The sequence below is a fragment of the Nocardia sp. CS682 genome (genome assembly GCF_004634405.1).
Taxonomy (GTDB): domain Bacteria; phylum Actinomycetota; class Actinomycetes; order Mycobacteriales; family Mycobacteriaceae; genus Nocardia; species Nocardia ninae.
On the sequence record NZ_CP029710.1, the window covers coordinates 1290673 to 1311089 of the forward strand.

General features: G+C 67.6%; 22 protein-coding genes. 10 read left to right on the plus strand and 12 right to left on the minus strand.

Annotated elements, in window-relative coordinates; all coding sequences use genetic code 11:
• Positions 1-23: 23 nt before the first annotated feature.
• The 6 genes from DMB37_RS05400 to DMB37_RS05425 all read right to left on the minus strand — a co-directional run bounded on the left by DMB37_RS05400 (position 24) and on the right by DMB37_RS05425 (position 5967).
• On the minus strand, positions 24-1619 hold the full coding sequence (locus DMB37_RS05400) for an amidohydrolase (protein WP_135231751.1): 1596 nt from the start codon (positions 1617-1619) through the stop codon (positions 24-26).
• Positions 1620-1659: 40 nt separating this feature from the next.
• Complete coding sequence (locus tag DMB37_RS05405; protein ID WP_135231752.1) at positions 1660-1902, minus strand: ribbon-helix-helix protein, CopG family; 243 nt, start codon at positions 1900-1902, stop codon at positions 1660-1662.
• A 76-nt stretch (positions 1903-1978) separates the two neighbouring features.
• A complete protein-coding gene (locus DMB37_RS05410) occupies positions 1979-2461 on the minus strand; it encodes an FxsA family protein (protein WP_135231753.1) in 483 nt (160 codons plus the stop codon).
• A 93-nt stretch (positions 2462-2554) separates the two neighbouring features.
• Positions 2555-3970: a vanadium-dependent haloperoxidase gene (locus DMB37_RS05415; protein WP_135231754.1), complete on the minus strand. Its 1416-nt coding sequence runs from the start codon at positions 3968-3970 to the stop codon at positions 2555-2557.
• Between the two features lie 114 nt (positions 3971-4084).
• On the minus strand, positions 4085-4744 hold the full coding sequence (locus DMB37_RS05420; RefSeq protein ID WP_107657642.1) for a response regulator transcription factor: 660 nt from the start codon (positions 4742-4744) through the stop codon (positions 4085-4087).
• A gap of 47 nt (positions 4745-4791) precedes the next feature.
• Positions 4792-5967: a sensor histidine kinase gene (locus DMB37_RS05425; protein ID WP_206055195.1), complete on the minus strand. Its 1176-nt coding sequence runs from the start codon at positions 5965-5967 to the stop codon at positions 4792-4794.
• A gap of 171 nt (positions 5968-6138) precedes the next feature.
• Here DMB37_RS05425 and DMB37_RS05430 point away from each other — a divergent pair, with 171 nt between their 5' ends.
• The gene (locus DMB37_RS05430; protein ID WP_107660621.1) at positions 6139-6906 is read left to right on the plus strand and encodes a TSUP family transporter; all 768 of its coding nucleotides are present in this window, start codon (positions 6139-6141) and stop codon (positions 6904-6906) included.
• Here DMB37_RS05430 and DMB37_RS05435 read toward each other — a convergent pair whose 3' ends face one another.
• On the minus strand, positions 6907-7446 hold the full coding sequence (locus DMB37_RS05435) for a TetR/AcrR family transcriptional regulator (RefSeq protein ID WP_240772256.1): 540 nt from the start codon (positions 7444-7446) through the stop codon (positions 6907-6909).
• Positions 7447-7725: 279 nt separating this feature from the next.
• On the opposite strand from DMB37_RS05435, the gene DMB37_RS05440 reads away from it, so the two are divergent.
• Positions 7726-9279, plus strand: a complete 1554-nt coding sequence (locus tag DMB37_RS05440; RefSeq protein ID WP_135231755.1) for a TldD/PmbA family protein — start codon at positions 7726-7728, stop codon at positions 9277-9279.
• The gene (locus tag DMB37_RS05445) at positions 9276-10670 is read left to right on the plus strand and encodes a TldD/PmbA family protein (RefSeq protein ID WP_135231756.1); all 1395 of its coding nucleotides are present in this window, start codon (positions 9276-9278) and stop codon (positions 10668-10670) included. Before DMB37_RS05440 ends, DMB37_RS05445 begins: the two co-directional genes overlap by 4 nt.
• Before the next feature lie 3 nt (positions 10671-10673).
• Here DMB37_RS05445 and DMB37_RS05450 read toward each other — a convergent pair whose 3' ends face one another.
• A complete protein-coding gene (locus tag DMB37_RS05450; protein ID WP_135231757.1) occupies positions 10674-11057 on the minus strand; it encodes a PPOX class F420-dependent oxidoreductase in 384 nt (127 codons plus the stop codon).
• Between the two features lie 18 nt (positions 11058-11075).
• Positions 11076-11624, minus strand: coding sequence for a PadR family transcriptional regulator (locus tag DMB37_RS05455; RefSeq protein WP_135231758.1), 549 nt, complete (start codon positions 11622-11624; stop codon positions 11076-11078).
• 115 nt (positions 11625-11739) lie between these two features.
• Here DMB37_RS05455 and DMB37_RS05460 point away from each other — a divergent pair, with 115 nt between their 5' ends.
• Positions 11740-12459: a glyoxalase gene (locus DMB37_RS05460; RefSeq protein ID WP_135231759.1), complete on the plus strand. Its 720-nt coding sequence runs from the start codon at positions 11740-11742 to the stop codon at positions 12457-12459.
• Between the two features lie 226 nt (positions 12460-12685).
• Here the strand turns inward: DMB37_RS05460 and map are convergent, their stop codons facing one another.
• The gene (map, locus tag DMB37_RS05465) at positions 12686-13453 is read right to left on the minus strand and encodes a type I methionyl aminopeptidase (protein WP_135231760.1); all 768 of its coding nucleotides are present in this window, start codon (positions 13451-13453) and stop codon (positions 12686-12688) included.
• Between the two features lie 202 nt (positions 13454-13655).
• Between map and DMB37_RS05470 the strand changes: the two genes are divergently transcribed.
• Complete coding sequence (locus tag DMB37_RS05470) at positions 13656-13919, plus strand: helix-turn-helix transcriptional regulator (RefSeq protein WP_135231761.1); 264 nt, start codon at positions 13656-13658, stop codon at positions 13917-13919.
• Positions 13920-14077: 158 nt separating this feature from the next.
• Here the strand turns inward: DMB37_RS05470 and DMB37_RS05475 are convergent, their stop codons facing one another.
• Positions 14078-14464, minus strand: a complete 387-nt coding sequence (locus DMB37_RS05475) for a PPOX class F420-dependent oxidoreductase (protein ID WP_135231762.1) — start codon at positions 14462-14464, stop codon at positions 14078-14080.
• Between the two features lie 272 nt (positions 14465-14736).
• Complete coding sequence (locus DMB37_RS05480; protein WP_135231763.1) at positions 14737-15900, minus strand: epoxide hydrolase family protein; 1164 nt, start codon at positions 15898-15900, stop codon at positions 14737-14739.
• Between the two features lie 295 nt (positions 15901-16195).
• Between DMB37_RS05480 and DMB37_RS05485 the strand changes: the two genes are divergently transcribed.
• The 5 genes from DMB37_RS05485 (at position 16196) to DMB37_RS05505 (ending at position 20313) form a co-directional block, all read left to right on the plus strand.
• Positions 16196-16588 carry a VOC family protein gene (locus DMB37_RS05485; RefSeq protein WP_135231764.1) on the plus strand — a complete coding sequence of 131 codons (393 nt, stop codon included), beginning with the start codon at positions 16196-16198 and terminating at the stop codon, positions 16586-16588.
• A 62-nt stretch (positions 16589-16650) separates the two neighbouring features.
• Positions 16651-17574 carry a triacylglycerol lipase gene (locus DMB37_RS05490; protein WP_167768754.1) on the plus strand — a complete coding sequence of 308 codons (924 nt, stop codon included), beginning with the start codon at positions 16651-16653 and terminating at the stop codon, positions 17572-17574.
• 378 nt (positions 17575-17952) lie between these two features.
• On the plus strand, positions 17953-18483 hold the full coding sequence (locus tag DMB37_RS05495; protein WP_135231766.1) for a GtrA family protein: 531 nt from the start codon (positions 17953-17955) through the stop codon (positions 18481-18483).
• 5 nt (positions 18484-18488) lie between these two features.
• Positions 18489-19127 (plus strand): formylglycine-generating enzyme family protein, encoded by a 639-nt coding sequence (locus tag DMB37_RS05500; protein ID WP_135237362.1) that lies wholly within the window; start codon positions 18489-18491, stop codon positions 19125-19127.
• Positions 19128-19338: 211 nt separating this feature from the next.
• Complete coding sequence (locus tag DMB37_RS05505; RefSeq protein WP_135231767.1) at positions 19339-20313, plus strand: RimK family alpha-L-glutamate ligase; 975 nt, start codon at positions 19339-19341, stop codon at positions 20311-20313.
• Positions 20314-20417 lie beyond the last annotated feature (104 nt).

Genomic DNA, 20417 nt, shown 5'->3' on the forward strand with positions numbered 1-20417 from the left:
GCCGCGAAATCAGCACGGCGCGCTCACGCCTCATGGATGACGACGCCACGGTGCACGGTGCGCAGGCAGTTCGGCAGGGGGGCGTCCGGGCCGAGGGGTGGCAGGCCGGGGACACGGGATCTGGGGTCGGTCGACCAGCGTTGGACGGTGTCGGCGGCGGCCGCGACGACGAGTTCGTCGGCGTCCCATACCGCGTACGAGGCGGGAGCTCCCGGGACGAGGGTGCCTGCGATGCCGTCGCGGACGCCGCCCGCGCGCCAGGCGCCCCTGGTGGCGGCGGCGAAGGCGGCGCGAGGGGACAGCGCGTGGCCGGGGGTGCGGTGGTTGACCGCGGCGCGGATGGCCGACCACGGGTCCATGGCGGTGACGGGCGCGTCCGAGCCGATGGCCAGGGAGATGCCCGCGGCGGCCATGGCGGCGAAGGGATTCAGGGCGGCGGCGCGTTCGGCACCGAGGCGGGCGGCGTACATGCCGTCGGTGCCGCCCCAGGCCGCGTCGAATCCCGGTTGGACGCTGGCGATTACGCCCCAGGAGGCGAGCTTGGCGATCTGATCGGCGTCGAGGAGTTCGGCGTGTTCGACGCGGTGGCCGCGCGCGGCGACGGCGGGGCCGCCGAATTCGCTGACCACGCGGTCGAATCCGGTGACGATCGCGTCCATGGCCGCGTCGCCGATCACGTGGAAACCTGCTTGGATGCCCGCCTCGGTGCAGGCGCGCAGGTGGGCGGTGATGGTGTCGGCGTCGAGATAGGCGCGGCCGGTGCCCGGGTCGTCGGTGTAGGGGTCGCGTAGCCAGGCGGTGTGGGATCCGAAAGAGCCGTCCACGAACAGATCTCCGCCGAGGGCGTGCACGCCGAGTTCGGCGACCAGCGCGCGAGCCTCGTCCGTGCTGGCGACCGCTTCGCCCCAGTACGCCCGCACTTCCACGCCGTGCTCGAAGCCGAGCAGTTCGCGAATGTCGGTGCGGCCCGCGATCTCCGGTCCCCCGCATTCGTGCACCGCGACGATGCCGTGCGCGGCAGCGTGGTCCAGCGCCGCGGTCCTGGCCCGATCCCGTTGTGCCCGATCGAGTTCCGCGAGCACCGCGGTGCGCACGAGGTGGTGCGCGGTGGCCCGCACCGGTTCGCCGCGGGTGAAGCCGTCGGCGGCGGTGGCCTGAGGCAGGGCGTCGAGCAAGGCGGAGGACACCACGGCCGAGTGCGCGTCCACCCTGGACAGGTACACGGGCCGTGCGCCAGCGGCCTTATCGATCTCCGCGATGGTGGGCGGACGCCCCTCCGGCCAGGTGGTTTCGTCCCAGCCGTCGCCGAGGATCGCACCGGTGGGCTGTGCGGCGGCGAAGTCGCTCAGCAGTGTCAGGCAGTGCTCGAGCGAGCGGGCCGCGGACAGGTCCAGTCCGGTGAGCTTCAGTCCCAGCGCGGTGACGTGCACGTGCGGATCGACGAAGGCCGGCGCCACGAACGCGCCGTCCAGGTCGATGACCTCGGCATCCGGGTGCAGTGCGCGGCCCGGCTGCTCGGCGCCCAGCCAGACCACGGTTCCGTCGGTGACCGCCATCGCGGTCGCGTCCGGGGAACTGGAGCTGTAGAAGCGACCGCCGATCAGCAACTGGGTATTCACGAGGCACCAGTCTGCCGTATGCCTGTTTCAGGCGTTCAGGTCAGCCGTTCAGTACGGGGTGCGGCACCGTGTCCTCGGGGCACGCCAGCACCGTCATCACTTCGGCGAAGCGCGACGGCCCGGGATTCGAGCCGGATCGACACCCCGCTTCGATGGCGATCAGTTCCAGCCGCAGCGCGGCGGCGGTGAATCCGGAGATCGACTGTCCGGCAGCAGCCGCAGCTTTCTTGACCGCTGCGGCTAGCTCCTCGCTCACCGTGATGGTGAGTTGCTCGGTGGCCATCGCGCCACCATAGCCCTGTTTCGCGCGGATCCCTAGCGCGCTGGCGTGCCTTTACTACCCGTTGGTAATCGCGAGACTAGGACTTGGTAATCGCGCGGTGCGCGTTGCCTTGTCCGTCGTCGTACCACTGCTGCACCACGACGCCGTCGACCACCTGATCGCCGTCGATCACCACGCCGCGATACGGGGCCGCGGCCGCCAGCTTGCCGAACCGGCGCGCGGCGAACGCGGTGAGCAGCGGACGCACCAGCATCCGAGTCGGCGGCAACAGCAGCAGCAGGCCGAACAGCGAGGTGACCAGCCCCGGCACGAACATCAGCACCCCGCCCGTCGCGACGAGCGCGCCGTCGGCGACCGCGGTACCCGGCGCAATCTCGCCGCGCCCCGCCCGGCGGAACTGTTCGAACACCCGCCGTCCCTGCGCGCCGACGAGCAGCATGCCCGCCGTCGATCCGGCGATCAGCAGCGCGATGGCGGGAATCACGCCGAGCCACTGGCCGACGGCGACCAGCGCGGCGATCTCGGTGACCACGTAGAGCACGAATACCAGGACGGGCATGGCGATCCTTTCGGACGATCTACTGGATGCAACGTCCGGCGGCGCCATTTTTCTCCCGGATCCGCCTGAGAGCCCGCTGAGATCCGGTTCGGCTCAGCCCGGGCCGACCGTCGACTTGCCCATCCCGGTGTTGTAGATGTCGTTGGCGATGTCGAGTCCGAGGGCCAGACCGCCGATCCCGAACAGCCTCGGCGCGAAATCGAATTCCCAGTGCACGCCGAGCCAGACCCGGCTGCGTCCGTTCTCCACGATCATCTGCCAGAGGCCTTCGGGGAAGCTGCGGACGTGGCGCGGGCGCACGGTGCCGGTGTTGTCGGTGGTGACGCCGTTCAACTCGTCGGAGACGAACGTGCGGCCGTCGGCGAGATCGTCCGGATTCCGGTCGTCCTCGGCGATGCCGTAGAACCGCCGCGTGATGTGCAGCGCGGCCGCGCCGAATGTCGCGTGCCCGGAGGGATAGGCCGGAAAATTCGGTGTGAAATTCCAATTGGTCGAATTCGACGCCGGTGCGCCCATGGGCAACCAGTCCAGCTGGGTATCGGTGCCGATGCCGTTGTCGCCTTCGACGGCGCCTGGTCCCATCGCCGGTGCGTGTTCCCGAATACCGACCACGGGGCGCCACAGGTCGTGCAGGTATTTCTGTTCCCACGAAAGGATTCCCGCGTCGGCCATGGCGACATTGACCAGCGCGAATAATCGCGCGTTCTCCTGCGTCGAATTGTTCCGGTTTTCGGCGACCGTACGCACGATCTGGTTGTAGAGACGCGGCGGTGTGCCGATACCGTTCGCTCCGTCGTAGGCCCAGAACAGCCCGATCAGCGTCCGTTCCTCGGTGCGGCGCCGACGGTCCGGCGGGAGCCCCTCGATGAGGAACGAGGGCAGGGTGCCCAGCAGGTCGGGGGCGATCCCGGTGACTCGGACGATCCGTTGCGTCTCGAGGTACTCCGCGCCGTCGCCGTCGGGTGGTGGCGCGTTCCGGTGCCGGTCGGTCGCGGAGAACAGCTTGGATCGTGCGCCGTAGAACGGGCCGTGGAAGCCCTGACCAGGATTGAACGGGTCCACCCGGTGATGGAAGCGCTCGGGCGAGGGCTGGTATCCGGTGCCACTCGCGTCGGGGTCGTCGGCGCGGTCGGCCAGGATCCGTTCGCCGACGAGCCGGCCGAACGCCAGTCCTTCGGCGACGCCGGGGCCGCTCAGTCCCGCGTCGTCCAGCGCCTGATCGAGCACCGTCCGCTGACTCGGGAACAACGACGTCAACGTCGAATGCGCCGCACCGGCCACCGCGGCGTCGGCGTTCGCGCCCGGCGGCGCGGGTGGTAGATCGGGGAGGTACGGCGGGTATTGCGCGCTGTCGCCGAGCACACCGATGTAGCCGTCGTACATCGCCAGATGGACGATGCCCAACGCCCGCGCACTGAGCGGCGGGCCCGTCTGTTCGTTGGCGCCGTTGCTGTGGCTGATTCGATTCGCTTCCAGCGCGACGGCATTCCAATAGAAAATAGAATCCATGACTTCCCCCTGAAGTTTGTACTGTTCAGTCCAGCACTCGAGTACTTCCGGGGACAGCCCGAAATGGTCGGGGCATCGTGCGTTTTGCTACGAAGTTGGGAATGCCGAGGCGAATCAGCCGCCGGGGCGCACCAATCCGGTCTCATAAGCCAGCACCACGGCCTGCACCCGGTCGCGTAGACCGAGTTTCGTGAGCACCCGGCCCACATGAGTTTTCACCGTGGCCTCGGAAAGGAAGAGCTGCTCGGCGATTTCGGCATTCGAGCGGCCCGCGGCGATCTGCTCGAGCACCTCGCGTTCGCGCGCGGTCAGCACCTCCAGGACACCGGGGTCGCGCATTCGCGCCGGGTCCTCGGCGATGAGCCGATCCAGCAGGCGCTTGGTCACTTTCGGCGAGACCACCGCGTCGCCTGCGGCGACACTGCGGATGGCGGAGATGAGATCCTCCGGCGGCGTGTCCTTCAGCAGGAATCCGCTGGCCCCCGCGCGCAGCGCACCGAGGGCGTGTTCGTCGAGATCGAAGGTGGTCATCACCAGCACCCGGCAGCCGTGGCCCGCGTCGACGATCCGCGCGGTCGCGGTCACCCCGTCCACCACGGGCATCCGCACATCCATCAGCACCACATCGGGCCGCAACTCCGCCGCCCGGCTCACCGCCGCCGCACCGTTCGCTGCCTCCCCGATCACCTCGATGTCGGGGTGCGCACCGAGCACCATCTTCAGCCCCATACGCATGAGTTCCTGGTCATCCACAACGAGAACGGTGATCGGCACGCCCCCAATCTAACGTGCCCACGGCCGCGCACCGTTTCGTGGCGCAACTACTCCGGGAGGCCTGGTTCGAGCGGGATGGTCGCGTGCACCCGCCAGGCACCGTCGGCGGCACGGCCGGTTTCCAAGGTGCCGCCGAGCACCGCGATGCGTTCGCGCATGCCGACCAACCCCATGCCGCCGCCTTTGATCCGCATGGACGGCTCGTCGAGCGGGACGCCGCCGGTGTCGCTGATGTCGATGGTCACGTCGGTGTCGCGGCGGCGGATCTGCACCCACGCCTTGGGGTGCGGGCCCGCGTGCCGCAGCGTGTTGGTGAGTGATTCCTGCACGATGCGATGAACGCCGAGGCTGACTTCGGGCGCGATGTCGTCGAGCTCACCGGTCAGCTCGAGTTCCACGGCCAGACCGGTGCCGCGCATCATCTCGACCACCCGCGCCAGCCCTGCGGTCCCGTGCTGCGGCAACTGGTCGGGCGCGTGTTCGGTGCGCAAAAGCGCGACGGTCCTGCGTAATTCGCGTAGCGCCTCCCGCCCGGTGCTCGCGATCGTGCTGAGGGCTTGCTCGGCCGCGTCGGGATCGCGGCGCAAGGCGTAGCGGGCACCGTCCGCCTGCACGATGATCACGCTCACCGCATGTGCGACCACGTCGTGCAGTTCCCGCGCGATCCGGGTGCGCTCGGCGGAGACGGCGTCGTGGGCGCGCCGCTCCTTGTCGTAGTCGGCGACCGCAAGCCGCGCCGCGACCTCGGTGTCGTAGGCGTGCCGCGCCCCGATGAATTCGGCCAGCGTCCAGCACAACGCGAAGAACATGATTGTGAAGATGACGTCGCTGGCGGGCTTGAGAATGTCGGCCGAGTACGACAGCACCGTGTCCGCGACCAGGCCCGCCGCAAACCACAGCCCCTCGCGTCGCCCGACATAGGCGACCAGCGTGTACAGCATGATGCCGAGGCTGAACAACGTGATGTGCTCGACCTTTTCGTCGCCGACCACGTACTGCACCGCGCTCGCGGTGAACGACAGCAGCAACGACGCCACCGCCATCGCCCGCGGATACACCCGCCGGAACACCACCGGAACCGGCAAGAACAACCCGATGGCGAGCGAGGCGACCTTGTGCTCCGCATTGGCGGCGCCGAGGATCTCGAGCACCAACAGGACAATCGCCAGCATCGAATCCGCAACGATGGGCTTCCCACGAAGCCACAGACTGAACCGGCGCACGCCCTCAGCCTAGGTCGACCGAGCGGTTTCGCCTGGCACCCGCCCCGCGCGACGCGGTCCGGAGCCGAGTCCACCACGCCGCCGGAACCTCCGCTCGGGGCGGTCCCCTCTCCGAGCCGCGCACTGGACTGCTCACTGGTCTTGGATATCCGATCTGGTTGGCTCTCGGACGTGCAGATCGGTGATTGGGCAGTTCTCTTGACGGCAGCGACGGCCGCAGGCTGGGTGGATGCGGTGGTCGGTGGCGGCGGACTGATCATCCTGCCGACGCTGTTCCTGGTCGCGCCGACCATCACACCGCAGACCGCGCTCGGCACCAACAAGCTGGCGGCGGTCGCGGGCACCGGCGCTTCAGTGGTGACCTTCGCCAGGAAAGTGCCGTTGCGCTGGCGAGTGCTACTGCCCGCGGCCGTGATCGCCGCGGTCACCGCAGCTATCGGCGCCGCCGCGGTGTCGCTGATCGACCGTGAGCTGTTCATCCCCATCGTGATGGTGGTGCTCGTCGCCGTCGCCGTGTTCGTCACGCTGCGCCCGTCGATCGGCGTCACCCTCGCCACGCACCCGCCGACGCGCCGCAAGTTCATCCTGACCATCGCGCTGGCCGCCGGCCTGGTCGGCCTCTACGACGGCCTGCTCGGTCCCGGCACCGGCACCTTCCTCATCATCACCTTCGCCACCCTGCTCGGCACCGAGTTCGTGCGGGCCGCCGCGATGGCGAAGGTGATCAACTGCGGGTCCAACGTCGGCGCGCTTATCTTCTTCGGCGCCACCGGCAACATCCTGTGGGCACTCGGCGCGGCCATGGCGGTCGGCAATGTGGCGGGCGCGATCGTCGGCTCGCACATGGCGTTGCGCAACGGCGCGAAGTTCGTTCGCGTCGTGCTGCTCGTGGTGGTCGTCGGGATGGTGATCCGATTGGGCTGGCAGCAGTTCGGTTGATCAGCCCCGGGTTTCGACCTGGGAGGCGAGCCACGGCTTGAGCACCCGCGAGGTCGTCTCGTGGATGCGCCGGTGCAGCCGCTCGCCGTCCTCCGCGCCGTTCAACGGCTGCTGGAACAGCACGGTGAGCGCACCCGAGACGGCACCGACGACCGCGCCGACCAGCGCCGCGGCCCCGACCTCGTCCAGTTCGGCCGGAAACGCGACGTGTAGCTGACGGGCGATCTCGCGCTGCGCGACCAGCTGCGCGTGCGCGGCCCGCCCACTCACCGAGGGCACCGTGCGCGATACCTGCGCGCGCAGCGCGGCGATCCGCGCGTTCAGATCGTCGACAAGGTGCTCGCCGGGGTTGTCACCGGCCGCACGCAGGGCCCGTAGCAACACCTCGACCGGGCGCTCCCCCGGCCGCCTGCTGCCGATCGCGGCCACCGCGGCCCGCACGCGCTCGTCCGTCTCCGGGAAAAGTAGCTCTTCCTTGCTGGCGAAGTAGTTGAAGAAGGTGCGGGTCCCGACATCGGCTACCGCAGCGATGTCGGCCACCGTAGTTTCTTCATAGCCTCTCGTCTCGAACAGCTGTACGGCTGCCTCGAGCAGCGCTCGGCGGGTACGTTCGCGTTTACGGTCACGAAGGGCGGATGGCGGCACGCGGGCACAGTACGGCATTTCGCGAGGCAGACGCGGTAGGCGCTGGTTTCGCGCGTGCCGTTCCCGCCGCCCACCCTCCGTTCTTTCACGCTGCGCCACTGTGCATTACGTGCCGGTTTGCATGCGCTGCAAACTCGCACGGCGTGTATTCCCGGTAGGCGCAAGTCCTCTCGGATGGAACCGACTAGGTTGGACCGGGTGAGCATCGCGACTTCCAAGGATGTGGACGCCGAGTTCCTCGACCTCCCACTGGCCGCGCTGGCCGAGGCCGCGTTGACCGCGGCGAAGGCGGCCGGCGCCCACCATGCCGACCTGCGGGTGCATCGACTGGTCACCCAGTCGATCCGGCTGCGCGACGGGCGGGTCGAGTCGATCACCGACAATGCCGAGCTCGGCTTGGCGGTCCGGGTGATCGTCGACGGTACGTGGGGCTTCGCCTCCCATGCCGCGCTGACCCCCGCGACAGCGGTGGAGGTGGCCCGGCGCGCGGTGACGGTGGCGACGACTTTGCGCGCGCTCAACCGCGAGCGAGTCGAGCTCGCCGACGAGCCGATCTACGACAACGTGCGCTGGGTCTCGGCCTACGACCTGGACCCGTTCACGGTGTCGACGGCCGACAAGGTCGATCTGCTGCAAGACTATTCGGGCCGCCTGTCCAGCGCGGACGGCGTCGACCACGTCACCGCGTCGGTAATGCAGGTGAAGGAGCAGACCTTCTACGCCGACACCGCGGGCTCGTCCATCACCCAGCAGCGAGTCCGGCTGCACCCGCAGTTGGAGGCGACCACCGTCGATTCCTCGGCGGGCGTGTTCGAGACCATGCGCACGCTGGCGGCACCGGTGGGTCGCGGCTGGGAGTACGTCACGGGCGCCGACGGCACCTGGGACTGGTCCGACGAACTCGCGCACATCCCCGAGTGGCTCGCCGAGAAGGTGAAGGCGCCCACGGTCACCCCCGGCCCGACCGATCTCGTGATCGACCCGACCAACCTGTGGCTGACCATCCACGAATCCATCGGCCACGCCACCGAATACGACCGGGCCATCGGCTACGAAGCCGCCTACGCGGGCACCTCGTTCGCGACGCCGGACAAGCTCGGCACGCTCCAGTACGGCACGCCGATCATGCATGTCACCGGCGACCGCACCGAGGCGCACGGCCTGGCCAGCATCGGCTACGACGACGAGGGCGTCGCCGCGCAACGCTGGGACCTGGTGCGCGACGGCATCCTGGTCGGCTACCAGCTGGACCGGGTCTTCGCGCCACGCCTGGGCCTGGACCGCTCCAACGGCTGCTCCTACGCCGACTCCGCGCACCACGTGCCGATCCAGCGGATGGCGAACGTCTCGCTGCAACCCGACCCCGAGCACGACACCACTACCGCCGAACTCATCTCCCGGGTCGACAACGGCATCTACATCGTCGGCGACAAGTCGTGGTCGATCGACATGCAGCGCTACAACTTCCAGTTCACCGGCCAGCGCTTCTTCCGCATCCGCGACGGCAAGCTCGACGGCCAGCTGCGCGACGTCGCCTACCAGGCCACCACCACCGACTTCTGGGGTGCCATGGAAGCCGTCGGCGGACCGTCCACCTGGCAGCTCGGCGGCGCGTCCAACTGCGGTAAGGCCCAACCCGGCCAGGTCGCTGCGGTGAGCCACGGCTGCCCGTCGGTGCTGGTGCGCGGCATCAACATTCTCAATACCCGGACGGAGGCGGGCCAGTGACCGAGCGGACCACCCTTATCCCCGCGGGCGAGGTCGTCGAACGCGCGCTCGCCCTGTCCCAGGCCGACGAGGCGATCGTGCTCGTCACCGACGCGCACGACGCGTCGCTGCGCTGGGCCGGAAACTCGATGACCACCAACGGATCCTCGGTGTCGCGTGGGTGGTCCGTCGTCTCGATCTTCCGCGATGCGGCCGGCGCGGCGCGCGTCGGCACCATCGGCTCGACCAGCGTCGACCCGGCCGAGATCGAAGCGGTGGTGCGCAAGAGCGAGGCGGCGGCCCGCACTACCGAACCCGCCCGCGACGCCATGCCGCTGCTGGATTCGGACGTGCCCGCCGACGACTGGGCCGCCACCCCCGGTAGCACCGACATCGAGGTGTTCACCGATCTCGCCCGCGACCTGTCCGCCGGTTTCGACGGCAGCGACCGCCTCTACGGCTTCGCCCACCACACCGTGCAGACGATCTGGCTGGGTTCCTCGACCGGTCTCCGGCGGCGCTTCGTGCAGCCAACCGGTTCGGTCGAGATCAACGGAAAACGCGGCACGGGAAGCGATCTCGCCAGCGCCTGGGTCGGCGTCGGCACCCCCGACTTCACCGATGTCGACGTGCCCGGCCTGCTCACCGAGCTGTCCCGGCGACTGGACTGGGCCGGGCGCAAGGTCGAACTGCCCGCAGGCCGCTACGAGACCCTGCTGCCGCCCTCGGCCGTTGCCGATCTGATGATCTATATGAACTGGGAGATGGAAGGTCGCGGCGCGCACGAGGGCCACACCGCGTTCTCCCGGGCCGGCGGCACCCGAATCGGCGAGCGGCTCACCGACATTCCGCTGACGCTGTACTCCGACCCGACGGCCACCGGACTCGAGTACTGCCCGTTCGTCGCGACATCCTCGTCGTCCCAAGCGGTCTCGGTGTTCGACAACGGCCTGCCGGCCGACCGGGTCGACTGGGTGCGCGAGGGCGCCATCCAGTCGCTGGTCTACCCCCGCGCCGCCGCCGCCGAATTCGGTACCGCCCCTACGGTTCCCGGTGACAACCTGCTGCTCACCGGCGGTTCCGGCGCCACGCTCGACGAGATGATCGCGCGCACCGAGCGCGGGCTGCTGCTCACCACGCTCTGGTACATCCGCGAGGTCGACCCGGCCAGTCTGCTGCTCACCGGGCTGACCCGCGACGGCGTCTACCTCGTCGAGAACGGTGCGGTGACGGCCGCGGTCAACAACTTCCGGTTCAACGAGAGTCCGCTGGATCTACTGCGCCGGGTCACCGAAGCGGGCGCCACCGAGGTCACGCTGCCGCGCGAGTGGAAGGACTGGTTCACCCGAACGGCCATGCCGCCCTTGCGGATTCCCGACTTCCACATGTCCTCGGTCAGCCAGGCGACCTGACGATCAACCGGGAAAGGTGATCTCGACGGCGACGGTGCCCTTCTTGCCGCGGCGCAGGTTGCTGCCGAGGATGGTGATCGGACCCATCAGCCAGTACTTGCGCATGAGCAGCTTGCGCACGCGGTCGGTGCCGGCCTGGTCGAGGATGCGCCCGGTGCCCGTGACCACCTCGCCGTGCGGCTTGCCGCGGACGTTGCACGGCTGCACGGTGACGTCGGGGTTGCGGCGCAGGCGCTTCACCTTCCAGCTGTCGGTGACCGTCCAGACGTAGAGCTTGTCGCCGTCGGCGACCGCCCACACCGGCGTGCCGACCGGCGTGCCGTCCTTGCGGAACGTGGTCAGCAGAACGTAATCGGATGCGCCGACGGCTCCGAGCGTGTTGGTCATGAACGCAGCGTAGGCGTTCTATTCGGACATTCGGTACTCGCCTGCTTCGAGGCGTGCCAGCACACCGTCGGTCCAGCCCGTGAGGTTGCCGAAGACGCTGCTCCACAGTTCGAGCAGGTCCGTCGCGTGCGGCGGTTCGCCGCGGCCGGGGAAGTCGGGGATCATCTCGAGCAGGGCGACCCGGACCTCCTCACTGCGGCGGCGCTGTTCGCGCAGCTTCTCGATGACGTGCGCGCGCGGCAGCGCGTCCATGAACGCGATGCCCGCGCCGAGTTCCTCCATGTCGATGCTCACCAACGCCTCGTCCATCAGCTTGCGGAACTCGGCCTCGCCCTCGTCGGTCAGCTGGAACAGCGTACGGCCCGGGCCTTGGCTGCTGCCCTCGGTGCCGTAGGCGCTCAACTTGCCTTCTTGGGTCAGCTGTTTCAGCGCATGGTAAATCGAGCCCGGCTTCACGTTCGTCCACGTTTCCGCACGCCACGACAGCAGTTCACGCCGCACGGCGTAGCCGTAGGTGGGCTGACGCAGGCGCATCACCCCCAGCACCAACAGGCGCACAGCCGACATCGGCGACCTCCTTCAGATAGGGATTTTCTACAGTAGTCAAACTTGACTTCTAGGCCGCGACCGCCCTAGCCTTAAGTAGTCAAAGTTGATTACCGCAGGTAGTGGGAGGCTTTTCATGGGCGACACGGCAGTACCGGTGATGTGGGGTGGCAACTTGGCCGAGACGCTCGCGTTTTACCAAGCCCTGGGATACAAAGTGACCTACGAGCAGACCAAGCCCTACGCCTACGGCTCGGTGGAGCGCAATGGCTACGGACTGGACTTCTACTGCGACGCGAGAGACACGCGGAGCGTGGCGGACATCGATGCGGGCTGCCTGGTCCGGGTCGACGAGGTAGCACCCCTGCACAAGCAGTTCAGTGCCGCGCTGCGTGAGCACCTCGGCCGTATCCCGGCCAAGGGCGTGCCGCGCATCAGCCGGTTCCGCGTCGGCCAGACGCGCTTCACCGTCACCGATCCTGGCGGCAACAGTGTCACCTATCTGCAACGCGACGAACCCGAATTCGAGTACGGCGGATCACGGGAACTACAAGGGCTGCAACGGGTTCTGGACAACGCACGGATCCTGCGATTCTCCAAGGAGGACGACGAGGCGGCCCGCAAGACCCTCGAATCCGGACTGCGCCGCTTCGCCGCCACCGCTTCAGCGCTCGACAAGGCGCACGCGTTGGCAGAGCTCACCGAACTCGCTGTGGCGATGGGCAATCCGGAGCGGGCGGCCGAATTGCGTAGCGAGATAGCGGGACTGGAGTTGTCCGACGAGGAGCGTGCCGAGATCGCGGAGCATCTCCAGATCGCGGCCGACTTGGAGCAGTGGCTGGCTGACGCCGAGTAAACGCATCGGCCGGTGGTCGACGCGGAATGCGTCGGCCACCGAGGGTGTCGAGTCGCCGGACGACATCAGCGAGCACACTCGAGCGAGCGGCCACTGGGTGCGCGGACCACCAGAGCATCCACCGAGTCAGCACGGCGAGCATCGATGGCCGACCAGAGGTGCGGCGCTACCGTCGAGGGGTCGGGGCGACGATCACCTCACCGACGGCGTTCCGTGCCTTCATCTTTCACCGTGCCGCGGTCAGCACCTTGGGAACATCTTCGGTGATGGCGATGGTGTGTTCGGAGTGGGCGGTGCGGGAGCCGTCGGCGGAGCGCAGGGTCCAGCCATCAGGGTCGGTGACGATGCGGTCGGTGGTGCGGGCGAACCAGGGTTCGATGGCGATGGTGAGGCCGGGGCGCAGGCGGTAGCCGCGGCCCGGCTTGCCCGCGTTGGGGATGTGCGGGTCCTCGTGCATGGTGCGACCCAGGCCGTGGCCGCCGAACTCGGTGTTCACCGGGTAGCCGTAGTCGTGCGCGACGGCGGAGATCGCGGCCGAGATGTCGCCGATGCGGTTGCCCGGCAGCGCGACGGCGATCGCGGCGGCGAGGGCCTCCTCCGTCGCGCAGATCAGGCGGAGGTCTTCCGGGGCGGCCGTGCCGACCACGATGGTGGTCGCCGAGTCGGCCACCCAGCCGTCGATGCCGACGGCGAGGTCCATGGTCAGTACGTCGCCGTCACGGAGCGTGTAATCGAACGGAAGTCCGTGCAGCACAGCATCGTTGACCGAGAGGCAGACGGTATTGCGGAACGGGCCGCGGCCGAAGGACGGCGAGTAGTCCCAGTAGCAGGACTGCGCGCCGCGCTGTCGAATCCTCTCGCGCACGTGGGCTTCCAGCTCCAGCAGGTTCACGCCGATACGGGCGCGGTCTCGCAACTCCCCCAGCACCTCGGCCACGAACTGGCCCGTCACCCGCATGCGTTCGATCTCACCCGGCGTCTTCAACTCCACCATCAACAAACCCCTATCTCGGTATTTTAATACCACCCTAGTGCATTCGGTATTTTAATACCAACCCCCCTGCCCTTGCCGTTCTTCCCCACCTCAAGACTGATGCCCTAATTTGGGTGAGAACATCGTTGAATGCGCATATCTACGTATGAACATGCCTATTGGAGTCCTTGCGGTATTTAAATACCGTCTCTACCCTGTCCACATGGTCCGTCTCCCGTTGACTCCGGCTCAAATCGACGCCGGCCGCCGCCTCGGCACCGCCCTGCGTGCGGCCCGCGCCGATCGCGACCTCACCGAAGTCGCTCGCGCGGCAGGTATTTCACCGGAAACCCTCCGCAAGATCGAGACGGGCCGCCTCCCCTCCCCCGCCTTCGGCACCGTCGTCGCCTTGAGCCTCGTCCTGGATCTCCCCCTCCAAGACCTGGCCGACACCTGGCGCGCCGCCGGACTAGCCGAATCCGCCTGACCGGGTCCCGCACGCGGGCGGGTTCATGATCGGTGGGACATGGTGGCGGCAAAGTGCGAGTGAGCCCGTCCCGATGCCCCATCGAGCGCAGTGCCCGAGGGGCAACGGGACGTGGTGGCGGTAGAGCTTCGCGCTCGCCCGTGGTTATGCGTCCGGTACTACGCGCCGGGCCGCGGGGTGATGGCGAGTCCGACGGAGGCATTGGAACCGCGGAACAGCTTGTGCGACTTGATGGCCAGCGTGCCGATGACGCCGTACTTGCGGGAGACCAGGTCACGTACGCGTTGAGTGCCCTCGGCGTCCAGGATCGTCGCGGTCCCCGCGAGCACCTCGTCGCCTTTCGGACGACCACGCCCGTCGGACTGTTGCAACGTCACGTCGGCATTGCGTCTGATGCGCTTGACCTTCCACGTCTTCGAGTTGGTCCATACGACGATCCGATCGCCGTCCGGCGCCACCCACACCGGCGTCCCCACCGGCGTGCCGTCCTTCTTATAGGTGGTCAGCAGCGCGAACCTGCTCGCCCCCAGCTCTTTCCATGTCATAGCGAATACGGTAGGCCGCCGAACCCGGCGCGACATCCGCCCACAGACAGAATTCCGTCGTACGCGCGGCGACGTATCGCTGCGCCGGATGCCTGGATACGACCACCACAGCGGAGCGCCCCAACGCGCGACCCGCCACGACGGGCTGACGCATTTCGGCGCCGAGCGCCGCTGGGGCGCTGTACGCACTCGAGCCCGCCGAACGCCGCACCCGAGCCCGCCGAACGCCCACGCGAGCGGGGTGCGCCGACCCGCGCACCCCGCCCGACGACTCACCGTCGATACTTGCGGAAGAACGTCCGCACATCTTCGAGGAACAGCTTCGGCTGTTCCAACGCCGCGAAATGTCCGCCCTCCGCGTACTCGGTGAAGTGCTCGATGTTGCCGTCCGGGTTCATGACTCGACGCATCAGCGGGCTCGTGTTGAACACCGCCATACCCTGCGGGACGCCGGACGGCATCGTCCAGCCCATGCCTGAATGTGCCGTCTCCCAGAGGAACTGGGCGGCCGAGGCACCGCTGCGGGTGAACCAGTAGATGCTGATATTGGTCAGCAGGACGTCGCGGTCGACCGCTTCGCCGACGGGGCGCGCCGGATCGGTCCAGACCTGGAACTTCTCGGCGATCCAGGACAATTGCGCGATCGGCGAGTCGGTCAGGGCTGCGGCGATGGCGTTGGGCTGGGTCGATTGCAGCACCAGGTAGCCCTTCTGCTCCGCCCATTGTGCTTGCGCGGCATGGATCGCCGTCAGCTCCTCGTCGGTCAGGCCGTCCGGTATCGGCAGCTGCTCACCGACGAGCCCGAGCGAACCTTGATCGCCGTTGACGTGCGTGGCGATCACCCGCTCCGGGTAGAGAGCGGCCAGCCGCCCGGTCACCCCGGCACCCACATCCCCGCCCTGCGCAACGAATTTCTCGTATCCGAGCCGAGTCATCAACTCCGCGAACGCCTCCGTGGTCCGCGCCAGCTCCCAACCGGTGGCAGCCAGCGGCGTCGAGAACCCGAACCCCGGCAGCGACGGAATCACCACATGGAACGCATCCGCCGAATCACCGCCGTGCCCAACCGGATCCGTCAACGGCCCGATCAGGTCGAGGAACTCGACCACCGATCCCGGGTAACCGTGCGTGATCAGCAGCGGCACCGCTCCGGCCTCCGCCGATCGCACATGAATGAAATGGATTGTCTGCCCGTCGATCTCGGTGGTGAACTGGTCGTGCGCGTTCAGCTTCGCTTCCTGCGCCCGCCAGTCGAAGCCGTCGCGCCAGTACTGTGCCAACTCCGCCAGGTAGGCGGGCGCGATGCCGCGGCGCCAATCGTTTTCGGTCCCCGGCACCGGATGCGGGATCCGTGCGTGCGCCAGCCGGTCGCGCAGCTCATCGAGCTCGGCCTGCGGGATGTCGATACGGAAGGGGCGGATGTCTGTGTTGGTCATGGAAACCACCCTCGCGGGCATTGCGGAAGACTTGCTTCCGCATTTCAGAATCTCTTCGAAATAGATCGGTGGCGCGGGGAAGCGCTCGCCCGACCTACATACCAGTGGAGTGCATCGAGGCTATTCGCCGACCATTAGCCATATCCACCTTGCCACGCCAGTGAACCAGGCCCAGAGCGGGCTGCCCGCACAAACCTCGCAACTTTCTAGTGCAGAACTCTAGAAATCCTCCTCCAGCTACTATATGGTAATCATTCTTACCAAATAGCTGAAAGTTGTCTAAAGAGGAGGAAGCATGCACTTCGGTGGAATGACCCTGATGGTGAACGACGTGGACGCGACAGCGACCTTCTACGCGCAGGCTTTCGGACTCGACAAGGTATTCGCCGACCCCGACGGCACCTTCGTCGTGCTGGGTAAGGGCGTCTGGTCCCCGGGACCGTCGACTGCAAATCTCACCATCGAACACTGGAAGAAGATTGAGGACTTCGCAGAACCCGGCCCGGCCAACGCTTTTCGAGTGTTCCTCGAGACCGCGGACGTGGACGACGCATACCAGAACGCACTCGCCGGGGGCGGGCACAGCGCCCTGGAGCCGACGACCCGCCCGTGGGGACAGCGAATCGCCGTGATCCGCGACCCCAACGGCGCGATCGTCGAGATCGGCGCGCCGGTCGAATACCGCTGAGCGCCGGTACGGCAGTCAGCGAAGCGCTACTCGAAGGAAGTAAGCAGTCAATGTGTCGACTCATGGTCATCACCGCGTCGGTGGCCGCCACCATCCCGCTGATTCTCGGCAACGCGTCCGCCGCCCCGCTGCCGGTGCCATATTCGTTGGCGGCCATGGTTACCGCGAGCTTGACCACCGAGCCACCGGGCGCACCACCCGGCGCGAACGACTGGGGCTGCGTTCCCTCGCCGGCGCACCCGACACCGGTCGTCCTGGTACACGGCCTCAGCGGCAACGGCGAAAACAGTTGGCAGACTTTCGCTCCGCTGCTGGCGAACGAAGGATACTGCGTCTACGCGCTGACCTACGGCGTCTATCCGCAGGATCGCGGAATCGTCGCGGGCATCGGCGGTCGCGCACCCATCGATGAATCCAGTTCCGAATTACAGCGATTCGTCGACCGAGTACGCACCGCGACGCACACCGATCGCGTGGACCTGCTCAGCTGGTCCGAAGGCACCCTGGTCAGCGCGGCATACCTGCGATACCTGGATGGTGCGGCGGCCGTCGACAAGGCGATCAATCTCGCGCCGATCTGGGCAGGCACCGCCATCACCGACCCCCTGGACTCACCGCTGACGTTGCTCGGCCTGCATGGCGATCTGTACCAGTCACTGGATCCCACCTGCGCCGCCTGCGCTGAGCTGCGGACCGGATCCGACTTCATCAATCGGCTGCAAGCCAGCGGCGTCTACGCACCGGAAGTCCACTACACCAACATCGTGACCACCACCGACATCCAGGTGCAGCCTTACACCAGCGGCATACGTGTCGCGCCGAACGCGACGAACATTGTGCTGCAAGACATCTGCCCGGTGAACTTGTCCGGTCATCTCTCCGTCTCGGTCGATCCCACGGTCACGGCGCTGGCCCTGCAGGCCCTCGACCCCGACTCCACGCGACAGATCCCTTGCGCGCCGGCGCAGGCGCCGCCCGGCGTCTAACCGAAACGCACTGCGGGGGCCTCAGCACATCGCTGAGGCCCCTGCGGTCGTGCCGACCAGTGTCCGAGTGATTTCCTCTGGGCCCCGGCCTCGATACAGAAGGCTCTCATACTTGCGGGTATTCGGCGCACCGAGCGCGGGCGTGACCGGGGCAGATGCGTGCCCGTGCAGCTGTACGAGCAGTGCGGCGCCGAGCTTCCACCCGAATCGCCGCACGAAAGCCGTTCGCAGATAACGAAATAGCAACGACGCCCGGTAATCGTGCCCGAACTGTTCCGCTCGCCGTTACCCGCCGCCCCTCGAGAATTCGCCGGGGAGTCGCCCAGCGGCCATGGTCCGCCCGCCGGTGCCGAAAGGTCGCTCGGATAACCTGTCCCGATGTTCCTGGCCCAGATCGTCGCCGCTCGGGTACCGAGCCGGATGCTGTCCATGTTCGTCCGCAACGCCGAGTTGTTGAAGTTCCTGACCGTCGGCGCGATCGCCTTCGTGACCACCTCGGTGCTCTTCTTCGGCCTGAAATGGACTGTGCTGGAGGGCAAGCCGGTCACCGCGAACGTGGTCGCCGTGCTGATCGCGACCGTGGTCTCCTATGTATTGAACAGCGAGTGGGCGTTCACCGCGCGAGGCGGACGTGCACGCCGGCACGAAGCGGCCCTGTTCTTCCTGGTGGCCGGCGTCGGCATGATGATCAACCAGCTGCCGCTGGCGGTGTCGAGCTACCTCTTCCAGCTCCGCACGCCGCACGTCTCGATCCTGGTGGAGAACATCGCCGACTTCGTCAGCGCGACCATCATCGGCACCCTGCTCGCCACGGTCTTCCGCTGGTGGGCCATGCGCAAATTCGTGTTCCTCGACCCTGCCCGACCCGAGCTGGAACTGGATGAGCCGCTGTCCGAGACGCGAGCCTGACCGTGCTGATTGCTATTCCGGCGGGCACGGTGACGCTGTCGGATCGGCGGACCCAGCGCAGCTGGCCGGTCGAGGTCGCGCCGTTCCGGCTGGCGACGGTCCCGGTCACCCAGGCGGAGTACGAGCAGGTCACCGGGGTGCCACCGAGCAGCGGCGACCTACGGCCCGTCGTCAGCGTCTCGTGGTGGGATGCGCTGCGGTACTGCAATGCGCGGTCGATCCGGGAAGAGCTGACGCCCGCGTACCGGATCGATGCCGAGAACATCGACCGGGACATCGACGCCGACGGCTACCGCCTGCCGACCGAGGCCGAATGGGAGCACGCGTGCCGCGCGGGCAGCACCGGCCCGCGCTACGGCAAACTCGACGAAATCGCTTGGTACCGAGGCAATTCGGCCGAGCACATGCACGACGTCGGCGGCAAGCGACCCAATGCGTGGGGCCTGTACGACATGCTCGGCAACACCTGGGACTGGTGCTGGGACATCTACGACGCCGAAATCTACGGCTCCTACCGGGTGCTGCGCGGCGGTGGCTGGTTCGACGAACACTGGAGCTGCCGCGCCTCGGTGCGCCGCCGCAGCCATCCCTCGCTGCGGTTGGACGACGTAGGCTTCCGTGTCGCGCGCTCGCCGCGTTCCTGATTCGCACGGACTGTCGCGACCAGCGAATCTGTTGTGGCCGTAAGGCATTCACCGACCCTGCCCACCTCGGTCCGGTAACGTACCGATAAGTTCGGCGACTTCGAGTCGACCCGCACCCGTGCGCCGGAACCGGATTCGAGCTGCAGGCCCGGACCCGGAAAAACGCTGTCGCGATTGTGGATTCACCCGTACTTCAGAACGGTGGTGCGCAATGAGAAACACCGGCCCGATTGTCGTACTGACCGATCACAGTTCCACCGAGGGCAGCTCCGCCGTGCTCGCCCGTGCCGTCGAATTGGTCACCGACACTGCACCACTGGTGCTGGACGCGAGACATTTCTACGACGGCGGCGATGGAGCGCTGCGGGTCGACGGGCCGCCGACGCTGACGGTGCCGTCCGAGCGCATCGAAGTCCGGCCGGGCGCGCTCGTCGTCTACGAGATACCGCCGATCGATCGGCATCGACTCACCCGGTTCCAAGCGGTCGTCGCCCGCAGCGGAATCCCTTGCCTCGGTGCCGACGCGCAGGCCTGGCGAAACGCGACCGACAAACGTCGCACGGTCGAACGATTCCATGCGGCCGGTATCCCGCAGGAGGAGTCGCTCGTCCTGGACGATCCCACTCCCAGTGCCGCCTCGGCAGCCTTCGAACGGCTCGGGCGCGACGTCTGGACCCGGCCGGTGATCGGCTTCGGTGGACGCGATGTGTTCCACGCGACCAACGACGCGCAACTGCACGCGGCGCGCGAGCTCTACCGAAAGACCGGCACCAGTTGGCTGCTCACCCGCGACGCACAGAACTTCGACGAGCGTGGGCGGCGCCACCAATATCGAGTGGTCGTACTGGGTCGGCGGGTACTGCGCGTCTGTGAGCACGTGCAGGCCGACCCCGACGCCCCGTGCAACGCGGCGCAGGGCGCCGTCTCGACCGTGCTCCCCCTCAACGCCCTCCCCCGGCGCATGCACGAGCTCGCGATCCGGGCGACAGCATCGGTCGGGCTATCGTTCGGCGGCGTCGATCTGGTGCCCGAGCACGGCGGCGTGGTCTTCGAGGTGAATGTGCATCCCGTGCTGGATGTTCCGCAAGGTTTCGAAACGGTAGCGGTTCCCTTCCTGCTCGCGCACCTTTCCGAGGCCGACGCGCCGGACATGCCCCGATCGACCGCGGTGCACCCGCAGCACTGATCGGACATTTCGGACAGGTTTTTTCGTACGCTCCACGAAATGATCAGCGCCGCACATACTGTCCGGTACAAGCATGGCTATCACCCAGACAACGCGCCCGTGGC